Source organism: Streptantibioticus ferralitis, assembly GCF_029223525.1.
In the GTDB taxonomy this organism is placed as follows: domain Bacteria; phylum Actinomycetota; class Actinomycetes; order Streptomycetales; family Streptomycetaceae; genus Streptantibioticus_A; species Streptantibioticus_A ferralitis.
Window position 1 is genome coordinate 75,134 of record NZ_JARHTQ010000012.1, and the last position, 16,481, is coordinate 91,614.

Consider the following 16,481-nt stretch of genomic DNA (forward strand, 5'->3'; position numbering starts at 1 on the left):
GTCAGTGGCCGGCGGCACCCAGCGCGCCGGTCACCGAGCTGATCGGCAGTCCACCGAGCAGACCGTTACCGTTCGGGCTGGCCAGGGACTTCAGGGTGTCCTGGGCCGTCTGCGCGGCGGTCCCCGCGCCGGGCAGCAGATTGGCGGTCTGCTGGACCGGGAGCTTGCCGGTGAGGCCGTCGACCGCGGTGGCCGGGTTGGCGACCGGCAGCGCCGCCGGGGCGGCGGTCTCCGCGGCGTTCGCGGAGCCCGCGGCGGCGGCGAAGGCCACGCCGAGCGCTGCGGCACCGAGCGTCCTGATGGTTCCGTTCTTCATCGCAATACATCCTCTGGTGGCTTGTGGCGGCCCGCGATGACACACCGGCCGTTACCGCGGAATTCCAGAACCTGGCAGTATCCGGCGGTCGGTTGCCCGGCGCCGAGCCATCGACGACAACGGCAGTGACCACGCCAGGTAATGAGGCGATCACCGTTCGCAGCACGCTAGTGACACGCCGTCGCCGGTGCAAACAGGCCGCCGGGGCCGCGCGCGCCACCGTGACCGCACGACCCCCTGCGCGTTCCCGCGCCCGCCCGTCAGTCCCGCTCGGCGGCAGAACCGCTGGCCACACCGGGTTGTCCGGTCGCCGGACGGAACAGCCATTCGGCCTTCAGTTCGGCGTAGCCGGGCTTGATCACATCATTGATCATGGCCAGACGTTCATCGAAAGGAATGAACGCGGACTTCATCGCATTGACGGTGAACCACAGCAGATCGTCGAGCGTGTAGCCGAACGCGTCCACCAGGTAGCCGAACTCCTGGCTGAGGGTCGTACCGCTCATCAACCGGTTGTCGGTGTTGACGGTCACCCGGAAGTGCAGCCGCCGCAGCAGGCCGATGGGGTGCTCGTGGTAGCTGTCGGCCGCACCGGTCTGCAGGTTGGAGGTCGGGCACATCTCCAGCGGGATCCGCTTGTCCCGTACGTACGAGGCCAGTCGGCCCAGCTTGACCGAACCGTCCTGGGAGACGTGGATGTCGTCGATCAGCCGCACGCCGTGGCCCAGCCGGTCGGCGCCGCACCACTGGATCGCCTGCCAGATCGACGGCAGGCCGAAGGCCTCACCGGCGTGGATGGTGAAGTGGTTGTTCTCGCGCTTGAGGTACTCGAAGGCGTCGAGGTGGCGGGTGGGCGGGAAGCCCGCCTCGGCGCCCGCGATGTCGAAGCCGACGACGCCGAGGTCGCGGTAGCGGTTGGCGAGTTCGGCGATCTCCTGCGAGCGTGCGGCGTGCCGCATGGCGGTCAGCAGCGCGCCGACGCGGATCCGGTGCCCGGCCGCGAGCGCCCGGCGCTCGCCCTCCCGGAAGCCCTCGTTGACCGCCTCGACGACCTCTTCGAGGGTGAGTCCGGCCTCCAGGTGCTGCTCGGGGGCGTAGCGGATCTCCGCGTAGACGACCCCGTCGGCGGCCAGGTCCTCGGCGCACTCGGCGGCCACCCGGTAGAGCGCGTCGCGGGTCTGCATCACCGCGCAGGTGTGGGTGAAGGTCTCCAGATAGCGCACCAGACCCGCGCCGCCCTCCTTGGCCGGGGCGTCGGCGGCGTCCCGGAACCAGGCGGCGAGGCGCTTGGGGTCGGTCTCGGGCAGGTTGTCGTATCCGACGGCCTGGGCGAGCTCGATGATGGTCTCGGGACGCAGACCACCGTCGAGGTGGTCGTGGAGCAGCACCTTGGGTGCCCGGCGGATCCGGTCCGGCGTCGCGGAGGCGGCGTCTCCGAGGGTGTGCTCCAGCTGATTCGTGAGCTGGCTTGTCTTCTCCATTGGCCGATGCTAGCCCCTACGCGCGTAGAAAGCCGAGTGAAGCCATTCCGATACCGAAGATTGACCTACCGGCCAGGTGGAGCACACCGCCGCGTCTGCCAAGGTTTTGCCATGGCTTCGCACTCGCTCGGGGGTCCGGGGGTCACCCCCCGGAAAGGCATCGCGCCCCTGCGGGGGGCTCGGCTCGGCAGGGCGGTGGGCGCCGTCGCCGGGACCGCCGTGCGCGCCGCGGTGCTCGTACTGCCCGCCGGCCGCGCGGTCAGCACCCGCCGCGGTTCCGCGCTGTCGGCCGCCTCGGCCTGGCCGCTGGCCCGCGCCCTGGTGCGCGCCGGACGGCCCGAGGGCCTGGTCGCACATGTGGTGCACTACCGCTTCCAGGGGTGGAACGGCAATCACGCGCACCTCGCCGAGGACGCCGCATGGGCGGCGGAGGAGATCGTCCGGCGGTACGGGGACGTACCGCTGTGCCTGGTCGGCATCAACATGGGCGCCCGCGCCGCACTGCGGGCGGGCGGCCATCCGGCCGTCAACTCCGTGGCGGCCCTCGCCCCCTGGCTGCCGGAGGGAGAGGAACCCGATCCGGTGAAACACCTCGCGGGCCGCCATGTGCTGATGGTGCACGGCACCAACGACGTCAGGTCCGACCCCGAGTTGTCCTATCGGCTGGCCGAACGGGTCAAGAAGGTCAACCCGAACGTCTGCCGCTTCGAGGTCCACTCCGACGGCCACTCGCTCCACCAGCACCGCCCCGAGGTCATGGCCCTCACCGCCGACTTCACCCTCGGCACGCTGTGCGGGAGCGCGCTGGCCCGCCCGGTGGTCGACGCGCTGGCGGCTCCGCCGCCGCTGGGTTTGAGGATGCCGCTGGCGGCGGGGTTCGGGAGGCACCCTCGCACGAAGGTATGAAAATGCGGGCGACGCGTCCGGCGCCCATGTGGGCCGCGCTACGGTGAAGTCGTCCGACTCCGAGGAGAGGCCATGTCCGCCCAGCACACCCCGCCCGAGGGGCCGCTCATCGCCATGCCAGCCCTGACGCCGACAGCCCTGCGGCGGGCGGTGTCACAGATCATCCCCGCTGATCTGCCCAGGTTCAACGAGCACTTGGCGGAAGCCGCGGAGAACGCCGCCGCCCAAAGCAGCATCGCGCCACTACGCACGTTCCTCCTCTACTGGGGTATGACCATCGCGATCCAGCGCCATCCAGCGCGTGCCGCGCGGCTGCGCGAGATGGAGGATGCGGCGCAGTCCGCACCCACCTTCGACGCCGCACGCCCTGCCTTGGCTGAAATCCGAGCCATCATGGATACCGCGGAACGTGAGGTGAACACCACCCGGTGAGCGACGCGTGGTCCTGGGCCTATGACCCGGATGCCGAACACGTTGTGGGCGGGCTGCCCGAGGAGGTGGTGGCCGAGGTAGAGCGAATGGCGCAGCAACTGGCCGACCTGGGGCGGGATGCGCTGGACGTGGGTAGGGGGCCGAGACCAGGCAGCTTGCGGCTGCTTGAATTTTTCGGAGGGTTCGGTCTCTTAGCCTTTCTTCCGCTTGAGCGGTCAGAAGTCATCGTGATCACCAGCGTCACCTGGGCCGGTTGAGCGCCCGACGCACCCACTACGCCAACAACCGCCCCCGCCGCCCCAACAGGAACCGTTTGAACGCCGCGACCGGAGCCGTGTCGGGGTGGCCGTCCAGCCAGGCGACGCCGATCTCGCGGACGGCACGGGGGCCGGAGACCGTCAACTCCGCCACGCCGGGGCGCGGTACGGGCGGGGGTGGCAGCAGGGCCACCCCCAGCCCCGCGGCGACCAGGCCGCGCAGGGTCTCCGCCTCCTCGCCCTCGAAGGCGACCTTCGGAGTGAACCCGGCCTCCGCGCACAGGCGGTCGGTGATCCGGCGCAGCCCGTATCCCGGCTCCAGGGTGACGAACCATTCGTCGGCGGTCTCCGCCAGCCGTACCCGCCTGCGGGCCGCGAGCCGGTGCCCCTCGGGGACGACCAGGCGCAGCCGCTGTTCGTCGAGGCGGCGCACCACCAGATCGGGCGCGTCGGGCAGCGGCGCGGTCAGGCACAGGTCCAACTCCCCAGCGCGCAGCTTCTCCAACATCGCCTCGCCGTAGTTCTGTACGAGCTGGAAGCGCACGCCCGGGTGGTCGGCGCGGAACTCCCGCAGCAGCCCCGGTACCGTCTCGGGGCCGAGGGTGTGCAGGAAGCCGAAGGCGACCCGCCCGGTCGCCGGATCGGCGTCGGCGCGTACGGTCTCCGCGGCCCGTTCCACCCCGTCGAGAGCGCGTTCCACCGAGCCGAGGAAGACGCGCCCCGCCGGGGTCAGCGAGACCGTACGGCCGTGCCGGGCGAAGAGGGTGACGCCGAGGTCGTCCTCAAGCCGGACCATGGCGCGGCTGAGGCTGGACTGCGGCACGCCGAGTTCCTGGGCGGCGCGGGTCACGTGCTCATGGCGGGCGACGGCGGCGAACTGGGCGAGGCGCGGCGCGAGCACCGCGGCCCAGCTCCCGGTACTGCCGCCGCGTTGACGGATGTTTATCGCCTCAATGTCGTTTTCTTTGCGATGGGATGAAGCACCCCTCGTTGACCTGCGGTCATGCTGCATGGGAACGATTATTGCGATTCCATGCATTGGACGCATCAATATGCCGGTCGTACTTTCGAGGTATGCCCGATGTCGATACCCCGGCGTCCGCTCGTACCACGACCACGGACGCCGCCGCGGAATCCAAGCTCCTGCCCGGCAGCGCCGCCTACCGCCGCGCGATCCTGGCGTTGTTCGCCGCCGGAACGGCCACCTTCCTCCTGCTGTACTCGACCCAGGGGCTGCTGCCCGCGATCTCCGACGACCTCCGGGTGAGCCCGGCCCAGGCCAGCTTGACGGTGGCGATGACGACGGCCGGGCTGGCCATCGCGCTGATCCCGGTCAGCACGCTGTCCGAGAAGTACGGCCGTACGCCGGTCATGGCGGCCGCGGTGGTCAGCGCCGCGGTGATCGGCCTGGCGGTGCCCTTCTCGCCCGACCTCACCGTGCTGGTGGTGCTGCGCACCCTCCAGGGCGTCGCGCTCGCCGGGCTTCCGGCCACCGCCATGGCGTATCTGGCCGAGGAGGTCTCCAAGAAGGCGATCGCCTCCGCGATCGGCCTGTACGTCGCGGGCAACAGCCTGGGCGGCATGGCCTCGCGGGTGATCGCCGGTTTCGTCGCCCAGTTCGCGGGCTGGCGGGTGGCGCTCGGTGTGCTGGGCGTGCTGTCACTGGGCTGCGCGGTCGCGTTCATCCTGCTCGCCCCGAAGGCCCGGCACTTCACCCCGTCGCCGATCAGCCCGCGCGCGCTGCTGCGCACTCTCACCGGGCACCTGCGCAATCCGCTGCTGGTCCGCCTCTATCTGCTCGGCCTGCTGTTCATGGCGGTGTTCGGCTCGGTCTACACGGTGCTGGGCTACCGCCTGACGGCGGCGCCGTTCAACCTGCCGGAGGGCCTGGTCGGTTCGATCTTCCTGGTGTACCTGGTGGGTACGGCGAGCTCGGCCGCGGCGGGCAAGCTTGTGGCCCGGCTGGGGCGGCGGGGTGCGCTGTACTTCGGGATCGGCGCCGTGGCGGTGGGGCTGCTGCTGAGCCTGGCGGACTCGATCGCCGCTGTGCTGGCCGGACTCGTACTGATCACCGCGGGCTTCTTCACGGGCCACTCGGTCGCCTCCGGCGCGGTCTCGCACACCGCCACCTCGGGCCGCGCCCAGGCCAGCGCCCTGTACCTGACGGCCTACTACATCGGCAACAGCGTGGGCGGCACGGTCGGCGCCGCGGCCTACCACGACGGCGGCTGGCCCGCGGCGACGGTGGTGGGGCTGGCCGCGATGGTCGCGGCTGCGGGCGTCACGCTGTACGGGACGCGGGCGGCCCGGCGGGCGACGGCGGTCGGTTAGGCGCCGGGGAAGACGCTGGTGTCGATGGTGAGGTCGAAGGGGGCGGGGAGGTGGAGTTCCTCGCCGTACTTCACCGCCGCGAGGACGCGGTACATGCCGTTCCTGGGCTCGCCATAGAGAGTTGCTGTCGGTGCTCCGGAGTGCCACGGATCCAGCAGCAAGTAGAACGGCACTTCTGCCATCGCATAGCCGCGCAGCTTCTCAACCCGGTCGTGATTGGCATTTCTGCCTGAAGTGATCTCGACGACCAACTGGGCTTCATCCAAAGGAACGTAGTTTGCGGGACCGGGAGCTTCCAGAACACTATGGGCGAAGACGGCCAAGTCGGGGATATACAAGCCCTGACGAACAGGTACAGCACCGGCAAGGTTCTGGAAGACCCCCCAATCCTCCGGGATGACTTTGTCGACCTGCCGTGCGAGCCGCGTTGCGGTCAGGGCATTCCTCTTGGAAGGCGCTGGCGCCACGGTGATGATCCCCTCGATGATCTCCACCAGGCACCCTTCGGGCCAGTCCGTCTCCTCCCAGAGGCGGACAAGCTCGTCCCAGCCGTACCCGTTCTCCGGCTCGTGCTCGACGCTGAGTGCGCTCATGGTGTGCTCCTCGTTCGGTGCGTCACCGATCCCAGCATGACGAACGGGACCGATGGCCGTCCACCGGTCCCGTTCAGCCGTACGAGTGACCCGAAAATCAGGCGATACGTTCCAGCACGATAGGTGCAGCCTCGTACGCCGTCCCCGCCGGAGCAACGGTCACCCCGCCCTCCAGCGCCTGCAGTGCGTAGTCGAAGCGCTCCGGCGTGTCCGTGTGCAGCGTCAGCAGCGGCTGACCGGCGGTGACGGTGTCGCCCGGCTTGGCGTGCATCTCGATGCCCGCGCCCGCCTGGACCGGGTCCTCCTTGCGGGCGCGGCCCGCGCCGAGGCGCCAGGCGGCGACGCCCACCGCGTAGGCGTCCAGCCCGGTGAGCACACCGGAGGCGGAGGCGGTCACCACGTGCTGCTCACGGGCCACCGACAGCTCCGCGTCCGGGTCGCCGCCCTGGGCGGCGATCATGCGGCGCCAGTGGTCCATCGCGGAACCGTCGCGCAGCGCCTTGGCCGGGTCGGCGTCCTTCAGCCCCGCCGCGTCGAGCATCTCGCGGGCCAGGGCCAGCGTCAGCTCCACGACGTCGGCCGGGCCGCCGCCCGCCAACACCTCGACGGATTCGCGGACTTCGAGCGCGTTGCCCGCGGTCAGGCCCAGCGGAGTGGACATGTCGGTCAGCAGCGCGACGGTCTTCACGCCGTGGTCCGTGCCCAACCCGACCATCGTGCGGGCGAGTTCGGCCGCGTCCTCGCGGTTCTTCATGAAGGCGCCGGAGCCGACCTTCACGTCCAGCACCAGCGAGCCGGTGCCCTCCGCGATCTTCTTGGACATGATGGAGGAGGCGATCAGCGGGATCGCCTCGACCGTTCCGGTCACATCGCGCAGCGCGTACAGCTTCTTGTCCGCGGGTGCCAGGCCGTCGCCCGCGGCGCAGATGACGGCGCCGACGTCCCGCAGTACGCCCATCATCTCGTCGTTGGACAGCAGCGCACGCCAGCCGGGGATGGACTCCAGCTTGTCCAGCGTGCCGCCGGTGTGGCCGAGGCCGCGTCCGGACAGCTGCGGTACGGCGGCGCCGCACGCGGCGACCAGCGGGGCCAGCGGCAGCGTGATCTTGTCGCCGACGCCGCCCGTCGAGTGCTTGTCGGCGGTCGGGCGGGACAGCGACGAGAAGTCCATCCGCTCACCGCTGGCGATCATCGCCGCGGTCCAGCGGGCGATCTCGGCCCGGTCCATACCGTTGAGCAGGATCGCCATGGCGAGCGCGGACATCTGCTCGTCGGCGACCTCGCCCTTGGTGTACGCGTCGATCACCCAGTCGATCTGCTCGTCGCTGAGACGACCTCGGTCGCGCTTGGTACGGATGACGGAGATGACGTCCATGAGGGGTTCGCGTTCCTTACGTCGGTTTGACCTTATCGGTCAAGATCGTCGGGGCCGAAGGCGTCCGGAAGCAACTCGCTGAGCGGCCGGATGCCGCTCGTGGTGTCGACCAGCAGCTGAGGTCCGCCGTTCTCCCACAGCAACTGGCGGCAGCGCCCGCACGGCATCAGGACCCGGCCCTGGCCGTCGCAGCAGGTGAACGCCACCAGGCGGCCGCCGCCTGAGGCATGCAGCGTGGAGACCAGGCCGCATTCGGCGCACAGTGCGACGCCGTAGGCCGCGTTCTCCACGTTGCAGCCGACGACGGTCCGCCCGTCGTCGACCAGGGCGGCGGCGCCGACCGGGTAGTTGGAGTACGGCGCGTAGGCCCGGGTCATCACGTCCCGGGCCGCCGCGCGCAGCTCCGCCCAGCCGATGTGCTGGTCGGTCACTTGCCCTGGCCCTTCCGGTAGGGCTTGCCGTCCGCCTTGGGCATCCGCAGCCGTTGCGCGGACAGCGCGAGCACCAGCAGCGTGGCCACGTACGGGGTGGCGGAGACGAATTCGTTCGGGATGGTGTCCGTCATGAGGAACCACACCAGCAGCAGTGCGGCGAACGCGGCGCTCAGCACGCCCTGTCGGTAACTCTTGCGGTAGACCTTCCGTGCGGCCAGCAGGACCAACAGGATCACCAGCAGCAGGAGCAGCGCGTGCGCGGCCGGGCCGCCGCTGCGCAGCTGGAGGCTGTCGGTGTAGCCGAACAGGCCCGCGCCCATGGCGAGACCGCCCGGCCGCCAGTTACCGAAGATCATCGCCGCGAGACCGATGTAGCCGCGGCCGCCGGTCTGGCCCTCGTTGTAGATGTGCGACGGGACCATGGCCAGGAACGCGCCACCGAAGCCGGCGAGTCCACCGGAGAGCACGACCGCCGCGTACTTGTAGAAGTACACGTTGACGCCGAGCGACTCGGCGGCGATCGGCGCCTCACCGCACGAGCGCAGCCGCAGACCGAACGCCGTGCGCCACAGGACGAAGAACGTGGCGGCGAACAGCAGGGCGGCGAGCACGGTGAAGTAGGACAGCCCGGTGACCAGTCCGCCCAGGATGCCCGCGAGGTCGGAGACCAGGAACCAGTGGTGGTGCTCGATGGTCAGCAGCGAGTCGGACAGACCCGGCACGGTGATCGACGGCACCGACTTGATGGGTGGCGACTGCTTCGGGTTGCCGCCGAGCGCCGCGGCGTGGCCGGTGTTGAACCAGCGCTTGGCCAGGTACTGGGTGGTGCCCTGGGCGAGCAGGGTGATCGCCACACCGGAGACGATGTGGTCGACGCCGAACGTCACGGTGGCGACGGCGTGCAGCAGTCCGCCGAGCATGCCGCCGAGGATTCCGGCGACCAGGCCGATCCACGGGTTGGTCTGCCAACCCGCCCAGGCACCGAAGAAGGTGCCGAGGATCATCATGCCCTCAAGGCCGATGTTGACCACACCGGCGCGCTCCGACCACAGACCGGCGAGCCCCGCCAGACCGATCGGCACGGCCATCTGCAGCATGCCGCTGATCTGGCCCGAGGAGGTGACGTCCTGCGCGCCGGTGATCGCCCGTACCGCGCAGACCGCGAGCAGCGCACCCGCGAAGATCAACAGCAGTACGGGGTAGGAGAGTCGTCCGCGCTTGGCCTGCGGGGCCTTGGGCGCGGTGGCCGGTACAGCGGTCGTGGTGGTGGCGCTCATGCCCGCCCGTCGCCCGCCACCGCCCTCAACGGAGGTGCTTCGCACCGCGGTCATATCGCTGCCTCCTGCTCCTGCTTGGCGGTATTGCGGGCCGCAGCGGCGAGTTGCTCGCCGACCCGGCGCTGTTGGCGGCCGAGGCCGTAGCGGCGGACGAGTTCATAGGCGACGACGACGGACAGGACGATGACGCCCTGCATCACGCCGACGATCTCCTTGTCGTAGCCGTTGAACTCAAGCCAGTTGGAGGTGCGGTCGAGGAACGCCCACAGCAGCGCGCCGACGGCGATGCCGCCCGGGTTGTTGCGGCCGAGCAGCGCGATCGCGATGCCCGTGAAGCCGATACCGGCCGGGAAGTCGGTGGCGTACTGGTGGGACTCGTTGAGCAGCGTGGGCATGCCGACGAGTCCGGCGCACGCACCGGAGACCAGCATGCTGGTGACGATCATGCGCTTGACGTTGACGCCGCTGGCCTGTGCGGCGGACTCGGACTGTCCGACGGTCCGCAGGTCGAAGCCGAAGCGGGTGCGGGAGAGCACGAACCAGTAGGCGACACCGGCCAGCGCGGCGACGACGATGAAGCCCTCGATGGGACCGGCCGCCGGGTTGGTGGTGAAGGTGAAGAACCAGCCCGACTTCGGCAGCACCGTGGTGTGGACGCTGTTGGTGTTGGCGTCCAGGTGCGCCAGCCGTCCCGGCTGCAGCAGATAGCTGATGATCGCGGTGGCGATCGCGTTCAGCATGATCGTGGCGATCACCTCGCTGACGCCCCGGCCGACCTTGAGCAGACCGGCGAGGCCCGCCCACATGGCGCCGACCAGCATCGCGACGATGATGATCAGCGGGAGTTCGAGGATCCCGGGAAGGTTGACCATGCCGCCGACCACGGCGGCCGCGAAGGCCGCGAGCCGGTACTGGCCGTCCACACCGATGTTGAACAGGTTCATCCGGAAGCCGACGGCCACCGCGAGACCCGCCAGGTAGTACGTGGTCGCCTTGTTCAGGATGTAGACCTGGCTGTCGCTCTTGACGCCGTAGCTGCCCATGATCTGGAAGGCGTCGAACGGCTGCTTGCCGGTGGCCAGCAGCACCAGGCTGGTGACCACGAACGCGGCCAGCAGGGCCAGTACGGGTGCGGCTATGCCGAGCAGCAGCCGCTCTTTGTCGATCTTCTTCATCGTTCCTCTCCCCCGTCGGCGTCCGGAGCGGCGTCCGCGTCCGTCGCAACGTGCTCGAGGCGGCCGGAGGACGCGCCGGTCATGGCGGAACCCAGCTCCTCGGGGGTGATCGTGGCGGGGTCGGCGTCGGCGACCAGGCGGCCGCGGTACATCACCCGCAGGGTGTCGGACAGGCCGATCAGTTCGTCCAGGTCAGCGGAGATCAGCAGGACCGCCAGACCCTCACGGCGTGCCTCGCGGATCTGGTCCCAGATCTGCGCCTGCGCGCCGACGTCCACACCGCGCGTGGGGTGCGCCGCGATCAGCAGCTTGGGGCGGTGGCTCATCTCGCGGCCGACGATCAGCTTCTGCTGGTTGCCGCCGGACAGTGAGGCGGCGGTGACGTCGATGCCAGGGGTACGTACGTCGTACTCGGCGACGATCCGCTCGGTGTCGCGGCGCGCCGCGGCGTTGTCGAGCAGGGCGCCCTTGCTGTTGGGCTCCTCGGTGACATGGCCGAGGATGCGGTTCTCCCACAGCGGGGCTTCCAGCAGCAGGCCGTGGCGGTGGCGGTCCTCGGGGACGTAGCCGATGCCGTTCTCGCGGCGCTTGCGGGTGGGGGCGTGCGAGATGTCGGCGCCGTCGAGCGTGATGATCCCGGCGTCCGCGTCGCGCATGCCCATGATGGCTTCGACGAGTTCGGCCTGGCCGTTGCCCTCGACGCCCGCGAGGCCCAGGACCTCGCCCTTGTGGATGGTGAAGGCGATGTCGTCCAGCACCATCCGCTCGACGCCGTCGGCGTCCGGCGCGGTGAGCCGCAGGCCGCCCACCGTCAGCATCGGGACGTCGGTGACCGTGGACTCGCGGGTCTCGGGGGACGGCAGTTCGCTGCCGACCATCAGCTCGGCGAGCTGCTTGGTGGTGGTGGTCTTCGGGTCGGCGGAACCGACCGTCGTACCGCGCCGGATGACCGTGATCTCGTCGGCCACCGACAGCACCTCGCCGAGCTTGTGCGAGATGAAGATGACCGTCAGGCCCTCGGCCTTCAGGCCGCGCAGGTTGTCGAACAGCGCGTCGACCTCCTGCGGGACGAGGACCGCGGTCGGCTCGTCGAGGATCAGCGTGCGGGCACCGCGGTAGAGGACCTTGAGGATCTCCACCCGCTGCCGGTCGGCGACGCCGAGGTTCTCGACGAGGACGTCGGGCCGTATGCCGAGACCGTAGCTGTCGGATATCTCAAGGATCTTGGTGCGCGCCTTGGCGCCGATGCCGTGCAGTTTCTCGCTGCCGAGCACGACGTTCTCGAGCACGGTGAGGTTGTCGGCGAGCATGAAGTGCTGGTGCACCATGCCGACGCCCCGGGCGATGGCATCGCCGGGGTGGTGGAAGGTGACCTGCTCGCCGTCGATCGCGATGGTGCCCTCGTCCGGCTTCTGCATGCCGTAGAGGATCTTCATCAGGGTCGACTTGCCGGCACCGTTCTCGCCCACGAGGGCGTGCACGGTGCCACGGGCGACGGTGATGTCGATGTCGTGGTTGGCGACAACTCCGGGGAACCGCTTGGTGATTCCCTTGAGCTGGACTGCGGGGGAGCTTGCAGCGGGAGGATTACTGGACGCGTTGATGGCGCACTCTCCTCGGGGCGAAGGAGTGGGGCGGTGGGGGGCGAACGTACCGCGTGACCGACCGAAATCGAGTTCTACGCGCGTAGGTTGCCCAGATGACGCAGGACGGCCACGTAGCCAACGGGACCCGGCGGAGAGTCACCTCCGCCACCGGGCCCCGTGCGCCACGCCGATGACCGAACTCCCTTGTCAGGGAGTGGATTCAGCCTCCCGGCCGCGGGTGACCCGGTTGCCCGGGAGCCACTGGCCGGGAGGCCGTTCCCTTGTCAGGAAGTGGACTTGACCTTGATCTGGCCGCCCACGATCTTCGTCTTCACCGCGTCGATCTGCGGCTGGATGTCGTTGATGAACCCGCCACTGGTGGCCAGGCTGACGCCACCGTTGTTCAGGCCGTAGGTGTTGTTGCCGTTGAGCGCCTTGCCGTCGTGCACGCTCTTGATCAGGGCCAGCACCGCGACGTCCACGTTCTTGATCGCGGAGGTCAGGATCGACTCCTTGTACTGGGCCAGACCCGGGTCCTGGTACTGGTCGGAGTCGACGCCGATCGCCCAGGCGCCCTTCTGGCCGTGCACGGCCTCGATCGCACCGGAGCCGGAGCTACCGGCCGCGCTGTAGATCACGTCGATGCCCTTGGAGAGCATGCCGCCGGCCGCGCTCTTGCCCTTGTCCGGGCTGGAGAAGCCGGACAGGTCGGAGCCGGTGGTCAGGTACTGCGTGGTGACCTTGTCGCTCGGCTTGGTGTCGGTGACACCCTGCCGGAAGCCCGCCTCGAAGCCCTTGATGAGCTGGTTGTCCACACCGCCGATGAAGCCGATGTTGCCGCTCTTGGACTTCAGCGCGGCCGCGACACCGGCGAGGTAGGAGCTCTCCGGGGAGGCGAACGTCATGCTGTCGACGTTGTTGCCCGGCACCACGGAGTCGACGATGCCGAAGTTCGTCTTGGCGAACTTCGGTGCGACGGCCTTGACCGCGTCGGCGTAGGCGAAGCCGACCGCGACGACCGGGTTGTACCCGGCGGAGGCGAGGTCGGACAGCCGCTGCTCGCGGTCCGACTCGGTGTCGGTGGTCTTGGCGGTCAGCTCCTTCGGCGTGCCGCCGAACTGCTTGGTGGCCTGATCCAGACCACGCGCAGCGGAGTCGTTGAACGAGTGGTCACCGCGACCGCCCACGTCGTAGGCGATGCCGACCTTCATTCCGCTGGAGGACGAGCCCGAGGTGCTCGAACCCGAGCTGGTGGAGCTCGCGCCACACGCGGTGGCGCTGATCGCGAGGGCCGCGGCTATGCCGGCTGCGGCGATTGTTGTGGTTACCCGGCGCACGAGGGGTACCCCTTCATCCAGATAGCGCCCCGTCCGGCGCTGGTCGAACGGGAGCTTAACGCGCGTAGATGTCAGGTAAAGGGGGGTTGAGAACCTGTTATCGGATCGAGGCCAACGGTCGGTTTCCGGCCATGGGCCACCGGGTGGCGGGGCAGTAACCGAGGGCGGTGGCACCCGCGCTCCCTGTCAGCACGGCGTTGCGTGGCGACCAGAACACCCGATCGGGTGGCCCATGCGAGACCCGACCCGACGCCCCAGCGCTGCCGACACTCTGAGACGGAGCTCAATTCTTGACAGGGCACTCAGGAAGGCAGCGCATGACCACCCAGCACCCGGAACACGACAGGCCCATCATCCCCATGCCTGCGCTCACGCTGCCAGCGTTGCGCCAAGCTGTGGCCGCGGTCGCCCCCTCCCGCCTTCCAGAGATGTTCGAGGATATGCAGAAGGCCTTCGTCCAGGCGGGCGAGGAAGGCAGCGTGGTCCCGATCCAGATGCTCTACCGGCACTGGGGCGTCGTCGTCGCGATCGAGAGAAACCCGGGGACGGCTCGCCGCCTGCACGCGGCCGAGCGCGCGGTTGCCAGCGAGGACCCCGAAGGGCAAGCGCGCGCCATCCGGGAGGCCGGTGACATCGTGCGCGCTGCCCACCGCGAGGTCGCAGACGGCTGACCGGCACCGGGAATGCGACCCCGATGACCTGCTCGACGGGTTGCCTTCGGAAGCACTCCGAGAGCTGGAACCACTCGCCAACGAGATCACCGTTCGCGATTCCACGATCTTTCTGGACGGCTTGGCGCACGCAGGGCACTCTCCGGGGGTACGGACGGAGCGACGTGGCCGATTGACGATCGCCTACCTCACGGCTGTACGCCGGGAACGCGTCGTCATCCTTCAGGTCACCTGGTTCGGCCGATCCTGTCGCCTTCTACGTCCCGCGCAGAGGAGTTCCACGCCTCGGCGACAAGGAGAAGGTTCCGGTAACCGCACTTGTGCCGGTGCGCATTCAACTCGCGCGTGACCTTTGAACCTGTTGCCGTCTCGCGCGTTCAAGTCTCCTGGCCGCGAAAGGCGTTACCCCCAGCCCTGCGCACACCCCCCGTAACCCCACACCCCCTGTTCAGCCTAGCGCCGCACCCCTCACCACGGGTAACAACCAGTAAAGGGTCGTTTACGCACGGTAAGCGGCAGTGGAAAGGTGAGGCATGCAGGCGGCGGAGATCCCAGAGTCGGGCTCGGTGGTGCTGGACAGGGCGCGGGACCGCGTCGGAGTGGTGCTGTTCATGCGGCAGGGCATGGTGCACCTGCGCCCTGCCGGGGAAGGCGAACCATGGGTCGCCCACCCGCGGGACGTGTCCCCCGCCAGCCCGACCGACGCGCTGCGCGCCAGGGTCGCGGAGGTCAACGCCGCCCGGAGGTGGGCGCGTTGAGCGCGTACCCGGTGATCCGCAGTGCGAACTGGCTGATCGGTCCGGAGACCGCACCGGAGGCGCCGCGCATGGTCTTCGAGATGGAGTGCATGCGCTGCGACGAGGCCTCGCAGGCGAGCGAGGAGTTCGAGGACGTCCGGGACTGGGCCTTCCGGCACGTGGGGCGCAACCCCTCGCACACCGGATTCCGGGAGATCATCCACCGCTTCTGGCGGGCGAGGCTGCTGAGCTGAACCGGTCCGCCGAACTGAACCGGTCCGCGCCTATTCGAGCAGCACCGCCGCCGTGAACAGCTCGACGCCGACCCTGATCGCTTCCTCGTCGGCGTCGAAGTCGCCGCGGTGCAGATCGCGGACCGTCGGATCGCCGACCGGGCGCACGCCGAGTCGGGCGAGGGCGCCGGGGACGCGTTCCAGGTACCAGGAGAAGTCCTCGCCGCCAAGGCTCTGCTCGGTGTCCTCGACGGCATGGGCGCCGTGGCGGAAGGTCATCGCCTCGCGGAGCAGGTCGGCGGAGGACGCCTCGTTGACCACCGGGGGCACGCCCCGGTGGTAGGTCAGTTCCCACTTGGCCCGGTAGATCGCGGCGATCTGGTCGATCACCTCATGGATGAGGTCGGGCGCCTCGTGCCACGCGTCGAGGTTGAGGCAGCGGACCGTGCCCTCCAACTCGGCGCGCTGCGGGATCACGTTGCACGCGTGGCCCGCCTCGATCCGGCCCCAGACCACCGAGACACCGGCGCGCGGGTCGATCCGGCGGGCCAGAGCCGCCGGGAGCTCGGTTGCGATCTTGGCCGCCGCGGTCACCAGGTCGGTGGTCAGATGGGGGCGCGCGGTGTGGCCGCCCGGGCCGTCGAGCCGCAGCTCAAGACGGTCACAGGCGGAGGTGATCGCTCCAGTGCGCAGCCCGATCCGGCCCACCTCGACCTTGGGGTCGCAGTGCACGGCGAGGATCCGCCCCACCCCGTCGAGTACGTCGGCCTTGAGCATGTCGAGCGCGCCGCCCGGCATGCTCTCCTCGGCGGGCTGGAACACCAGCCGCACCGGGCGGGGCAGCCGTCCGGCCCGGTCCAGCTCGGCGAGGACCAGGCCGGCCCCGAGGGCGACGGTGGTGTGGACATCATGGCCGCAGGCGTGCGCCCGGCCCTGCACGGTCGACCGGTACTCGACGGTCTTGGTGTCCGGGATCGGCAGCGCATCGATGTCGGCGCGCAGCGCCAGCCGGTCCCGCCCGGGCTCGTCCTCGCCGATGTCGCAGATCAGGCCGGTACCGGAGGGGAGCACTCGGGGCTGGAGGTCCGCCTGCGCCAGGCGTCTGCTGATCGCCTCGGTGGTGCGGAACTCCTCCCGGGAAAGTTCGGGGTGCATATGCAAGTCGCGGCGGAACGCGACGAGTTCGGTGAACAGGTCATCGGGCAGGGCGCCGGACGCGGGCGCGGGTAGTGAGTGGTCCACCCCCGACAGCGTAGGACTCATGACCACTCCTGGTGTGTCGTCAGTGGAAATTCCGGCCTTCAAGTGACGAGATCATCACCCCTGTGGTGCATATCCGG

At 69.5% G+C, this 16,481-nt stretch carries 18 protein-coding genes; 7 read left to right on the forward strand and 11 right to left on the reverse strand.

Translation table 11 applies throughout. The features are described from left to right. Window position 1: 1 nt before the first annotated feature. On the reverse strand, window positions 2-316 hold the full coding sequence (locus P2L57_RS19660; protein ID WP_275816280.1) for a hypothetical protein: 315 nt from the start codon (window positions 314-316) through the stop codon (window positions 2-4). 260 nt (window positions 317-576) lie between these two features. After that, complete coding sequence (locus P2L57_RS19665; protein ID WP_275816281.1) at window positions 577-1,797, reverse strand: adenosine deaminase; 1,221 nt, start codon at window positions 1,795-1,797, stop codon at window positions 577-579. 111 nt (window positions 1,798-1,908) lie between these two features. On the opposite strand from P2L57_RS19665, the gene P2L57_RS19670 reads away from it, so the two are divergent. The 3 genes from P2L57_RS19670 to P2L57_RS19680 all read left to right on the forward strand — a co-directional run bounded on the left by P2L57_RS19670 (window position 1,909) and on the right by P2L57_RS19680 (window position 3,392). Next, on the forward strand, window positions 1,909-2,703 hold the full coding sequence (locus P2L57_RS19670) for an alpha/beta hydrolase (RefSeq protein ID WP_275816282.1): 795 nt from the start codon (window positions 1,909-1,911) through the stop codon (window positions 2,701-2,703). Between the two features lie 72 nt (window positions 2,704-2,775). Further along, a complete protein-coding gene (locus tag P2L57_RS19675; RefSeq protein ID WP_275816283.1) occupies window positions 2,776-3,135 on the forward strand; it encodes a hypothetical protein in 360 nt (119 codons plus the stop codon). Next, on the forward strand, window positions 3,132-3,392 hold the full coding sequence (locus P2L57_RS19680; protein WP_275816284.1) for a hypothetical protein: 261 nt from the start codon (window positions 3,132-3,134) through the stop codon (window positions 3,390-3,392). The genes P2L57_RS19675 and P2L57_RS19680 overlap by 4 nt, the downstream gene beginning before the upstream one ends. Before the next feature lie 16 nt (window positions 3,393-3,408). Here the strand turns inward: P2L57_RS19680 and P2L57_RS19685 are convergent, their stop codons facing one another. After that, window positions 3,409-4,404, reverse strand: a complete 996-nt coding sequence (locus tag P2L57_RS19685) for a LysR family transcriptional regulator (RefSeq protein ID WP_372515781.1) — start codon at window positions 4,402-4,404, stop codon at window positions 3,409-3,411. A gap of 62 nt (window positions 4,405-4,466) precedes the next feature. Here P2L57_RS19685 and P2L57_RS19690 point away from each other — a divergent pair, with 62 nt between their 5' ends. Further along, entirely contained in the window at window positions 4,467-5,723 is a 1,257-nt protein-coding gene (locus P2L57_RS19690; protein ID WP_275816286.1) for an MFS transporter, read from the forward strand. Here P2L57_RS19690 and P2L57_RS19695 read toward each other — a convergent pair. The 7 genes from P2L57_RS19695 to P2L57_RS19725 all read right to left on the reverse strand — a co-directional run bounded on the left by P2L57_RS19695 (window position 5,720) and on the right by P2L57_RS19725 (window position 13,500). Beyond that, window positions 5,720-6,316: a Uma2 family endonuclease gene (locus P2L57_RS19695; protein ID WP_275816287.1), complete on the reverse strand. Its 597-nt coding sequence runs from the start codon at window positions 6,314-6,316 to the stop codon at window positions 5,720-5,722. The two genes, P2L57_RS19690 and P2L57_RS19695, sit on opposite strands and share 4 nt — an antisense overlap. A 97-nt stretch (window positions 6,317-6,413) precedes the next feature. Next, window positions 6,414-7,691, reverse strand: coding sequence for a thymidine phosphorylase (locus tag P2L57_RS19700; RefSeq protein ID WP_275816288.1), 1,278 nt, complete (start codon window positions 7,689-7,691; stop codon window positions 6,414-6,416). Window positions 7,692-7,723: 32 nt separating this feature from the next. Then, a complete protein-coding gene (locus P2L57_RS19705; RefSeq protein WP_275816290.1) occupies window positions 7,724-8,122 on the reverse strand; it encodes a cytidine deaminase in 399 nt (132 codons plus the stop codon). Further along, complete coding sequence (locus P2L57_RS19710; protein ID WP_275816525.1) at window positions 8,119-9,402, reverse strand: ABC transporter permease; 1,284 nt, start codon at window positions 9,400-9,402, stop codon at window positions 8,119-8,121. Before P2L57_RS19710 ends, P2L57_RS19705 begins: the two co-directional genes overlap by 4 nt. Before the next feature lie 50 nt (window positions 9,403-9,452). Further along, a complete protein-coding gene (locus tag P2L57_RS19715; protein ID WP_275816292.1) occupies window positions 9,453-10,577 on the reverse strand; it encodes an ABC transporter permease in 1,125 nt (374 codons plus the stop codon). Then, entirely contained in the window at window positions 10,574-12,181 is a 1,608-nt protein-coding gene (locus P2L57_RS19720; protein WP_275816527.1) for an ABC transporter ATP-binding protein, read from the reverse strand. The genes P2L57_RS19715 and P2L57_RS19720 overlap by 4 nt, the downstream gene beginning before the upstream one ends. A 266-nt stretch (window positions 12,182-12,447) precedes the next feature. Beyond that, window positions 12,448-13,500 carry a BMP family lipoprotein gene (locus P2L57_RS19725; RefSeq protein WP_275816294.1) on the reverse strand — a complete coding sequence of 351 codons (1,053 nt, stop codon included), beginning with the start codon at window positions 13,498-13,500 and terminating at the stop codon, window positions 12,448-12,450. 317 nt (window positions 13,501-13,817) lie between these two features. On the opposite strand from P2L57_RS19725, the gene P2L57_RS19730 reads away from it, so the two are divergent. The 3 genes from P2L57_RS19730 (at window position 13,818) to P2L57_RS19740 (ending at window position 15,162) form a co-directional block, all read left to right on the forward strand. Further along, window positions 13,818-14,171: a hypothetical protein gene (locus P2L57_RS19730; protein WP_275816296.1), complete on the forward strand. Its 354-nt coding sequence runs from the start codon at window positions 13,818-13,820 to the stop codon at window positions 14,169-14,171. A 533-nt stretch (window positions 14,172-14,704) separates the two neighbouring features. Then, a complete protein-coding gene (locus P2L57_RS19735; RefSeq protein ID WP_275816298.1) occupies window positions 14,705-14,929 on the forward strand; it encodes a hypothetical protein in 225 nt (74 codons plus the stop codon). Further along, window positions 14,926-15,162 (forward strand): DUF7848 domain-containing protein, encoded by a 237-nt coding sequence (locus tag P2L57_RS19740; protein WP_275816300.1) that lies wholly within the window; start codon window positions 14,926-14,928, stop codon window positions 15,160-15,162. Before P2L57_RS19735 ends, P2L57_RS19740 begins: the two co-directional genes overlap by 4 nt. A 30-nt stretch (window positions 15,163-15,192) precedes the next feature. Here P2L57_RS19740 and P2L57_RS19745 read toward each other — a convergent pair whose 3' ends face one another. Continuing rightward, the gene (locus tag P2L57_RS19745; RefSeq protein WP_275816302.1) at window positions 15,193-16,404 is read right to left on the reverse strand and encodes an amidohydrolase; all 1,212 of its coding nucleotides are present in this window, start codon (window positions 16,402-16,404) and stop codon (window positions 15,193-15,195) included. Between the last annotated feature and the right edge of the window lie 77 nt (window positions 16,405-16,481).

Bases quoted from the DNA above. Each gene is read 5' to 3' on its own strand.
- P2L57_RS19735 (WP_275816298.1), top strand. From the start codon at position 14,705: ATGCAGGCGGCGGAGATCCCAGAGTCGGGCTCGGTGGTGCTGGACAGG.
- P2L57_RS19695 (WP_275816287.1), bottom strand. From the start codon at position 6,316: ATGAGCGCACTCAGCGTCGAGCACGAGCCGGAGAACGGGTACGGCTGG.
- P2L57_RS19670 (WP_275816282.1), top strand. From the start codon at position 1,909: ATGGCTTCGCACTCGCTCGGGGGTCCGGGGGTCACCCCCCGGAAAGGC.
- P2L57_RS19710 (WP_275816525.1), bottom strand. From the start codon at position 9,402: ATGAGCGCCACCACCACGACCGCTGTACCGGCCACCGCGCCCAAGGCC.
- P2L57_RS19675 (WP_275816283.1), top strand. From the start codon at position 2,776: ATGTCCGCCCAGCACACCCCGCCCGAGGGGCCGCTCATCGCCATGCCA.
- P2L57_RS19745 (WP_275816302.1), bottom strand. From the start codon at position 16,404: ATGAGTCCTACGCTGTCGGGGGTGGACCACTCACTACCCGCGCCCGCG.
- P2L57_RS19700 (WP_275816288.1), bottom strand. From the start codon at position 7,691: ATGGACGTCATCTCCGTCATCCGTACCAAGCGCGACCGAGGTCGTCTC.
- P2L57_RS19660 (WP_275816280.1), bottom strand. From the start codon at position 316: ATGAAGAACGGAACCATCAGGACGCTCGGTGCCGCAGCGCTCGGCGTG.
- P2L57_RS19685 (WP_372515781.1), bottom strand. From the start codon at position 4,404: ATGCAGCATGACCGCAGGTCAACGAGGGGTGCTTCATCCCATCGCAAA.
- P2L57_RS19730 (WP_275816296.1), top strand. From the start codon at position 13,818: ATGACCACCCAGCACCCGGAACACGACAGGCCCATCATCCCCATGCCT.
- P2L57_RS19690 (WP_275816286.1), top strand. From the start codon at position 4,467: ATGCCCGATGTCGATACCCCGGCGTCCGCTCGTACCACGACCACGGAC.
- P2L57_RS19715 (WP_275816292.1), bottom strand. From the start codon at position 10,577: ATGAAGAAGATCGACAAAGAGCGGCTGCTGCTCGGCATAGCCGCACCC.
- P2L57_RS19665 (WP_275816281.1), bottom strand. From the start codon at position 1,797: ATGGAGAAGACAAGCCAGCTCACGAATCAGCTGGAGCACACCCTCGGA.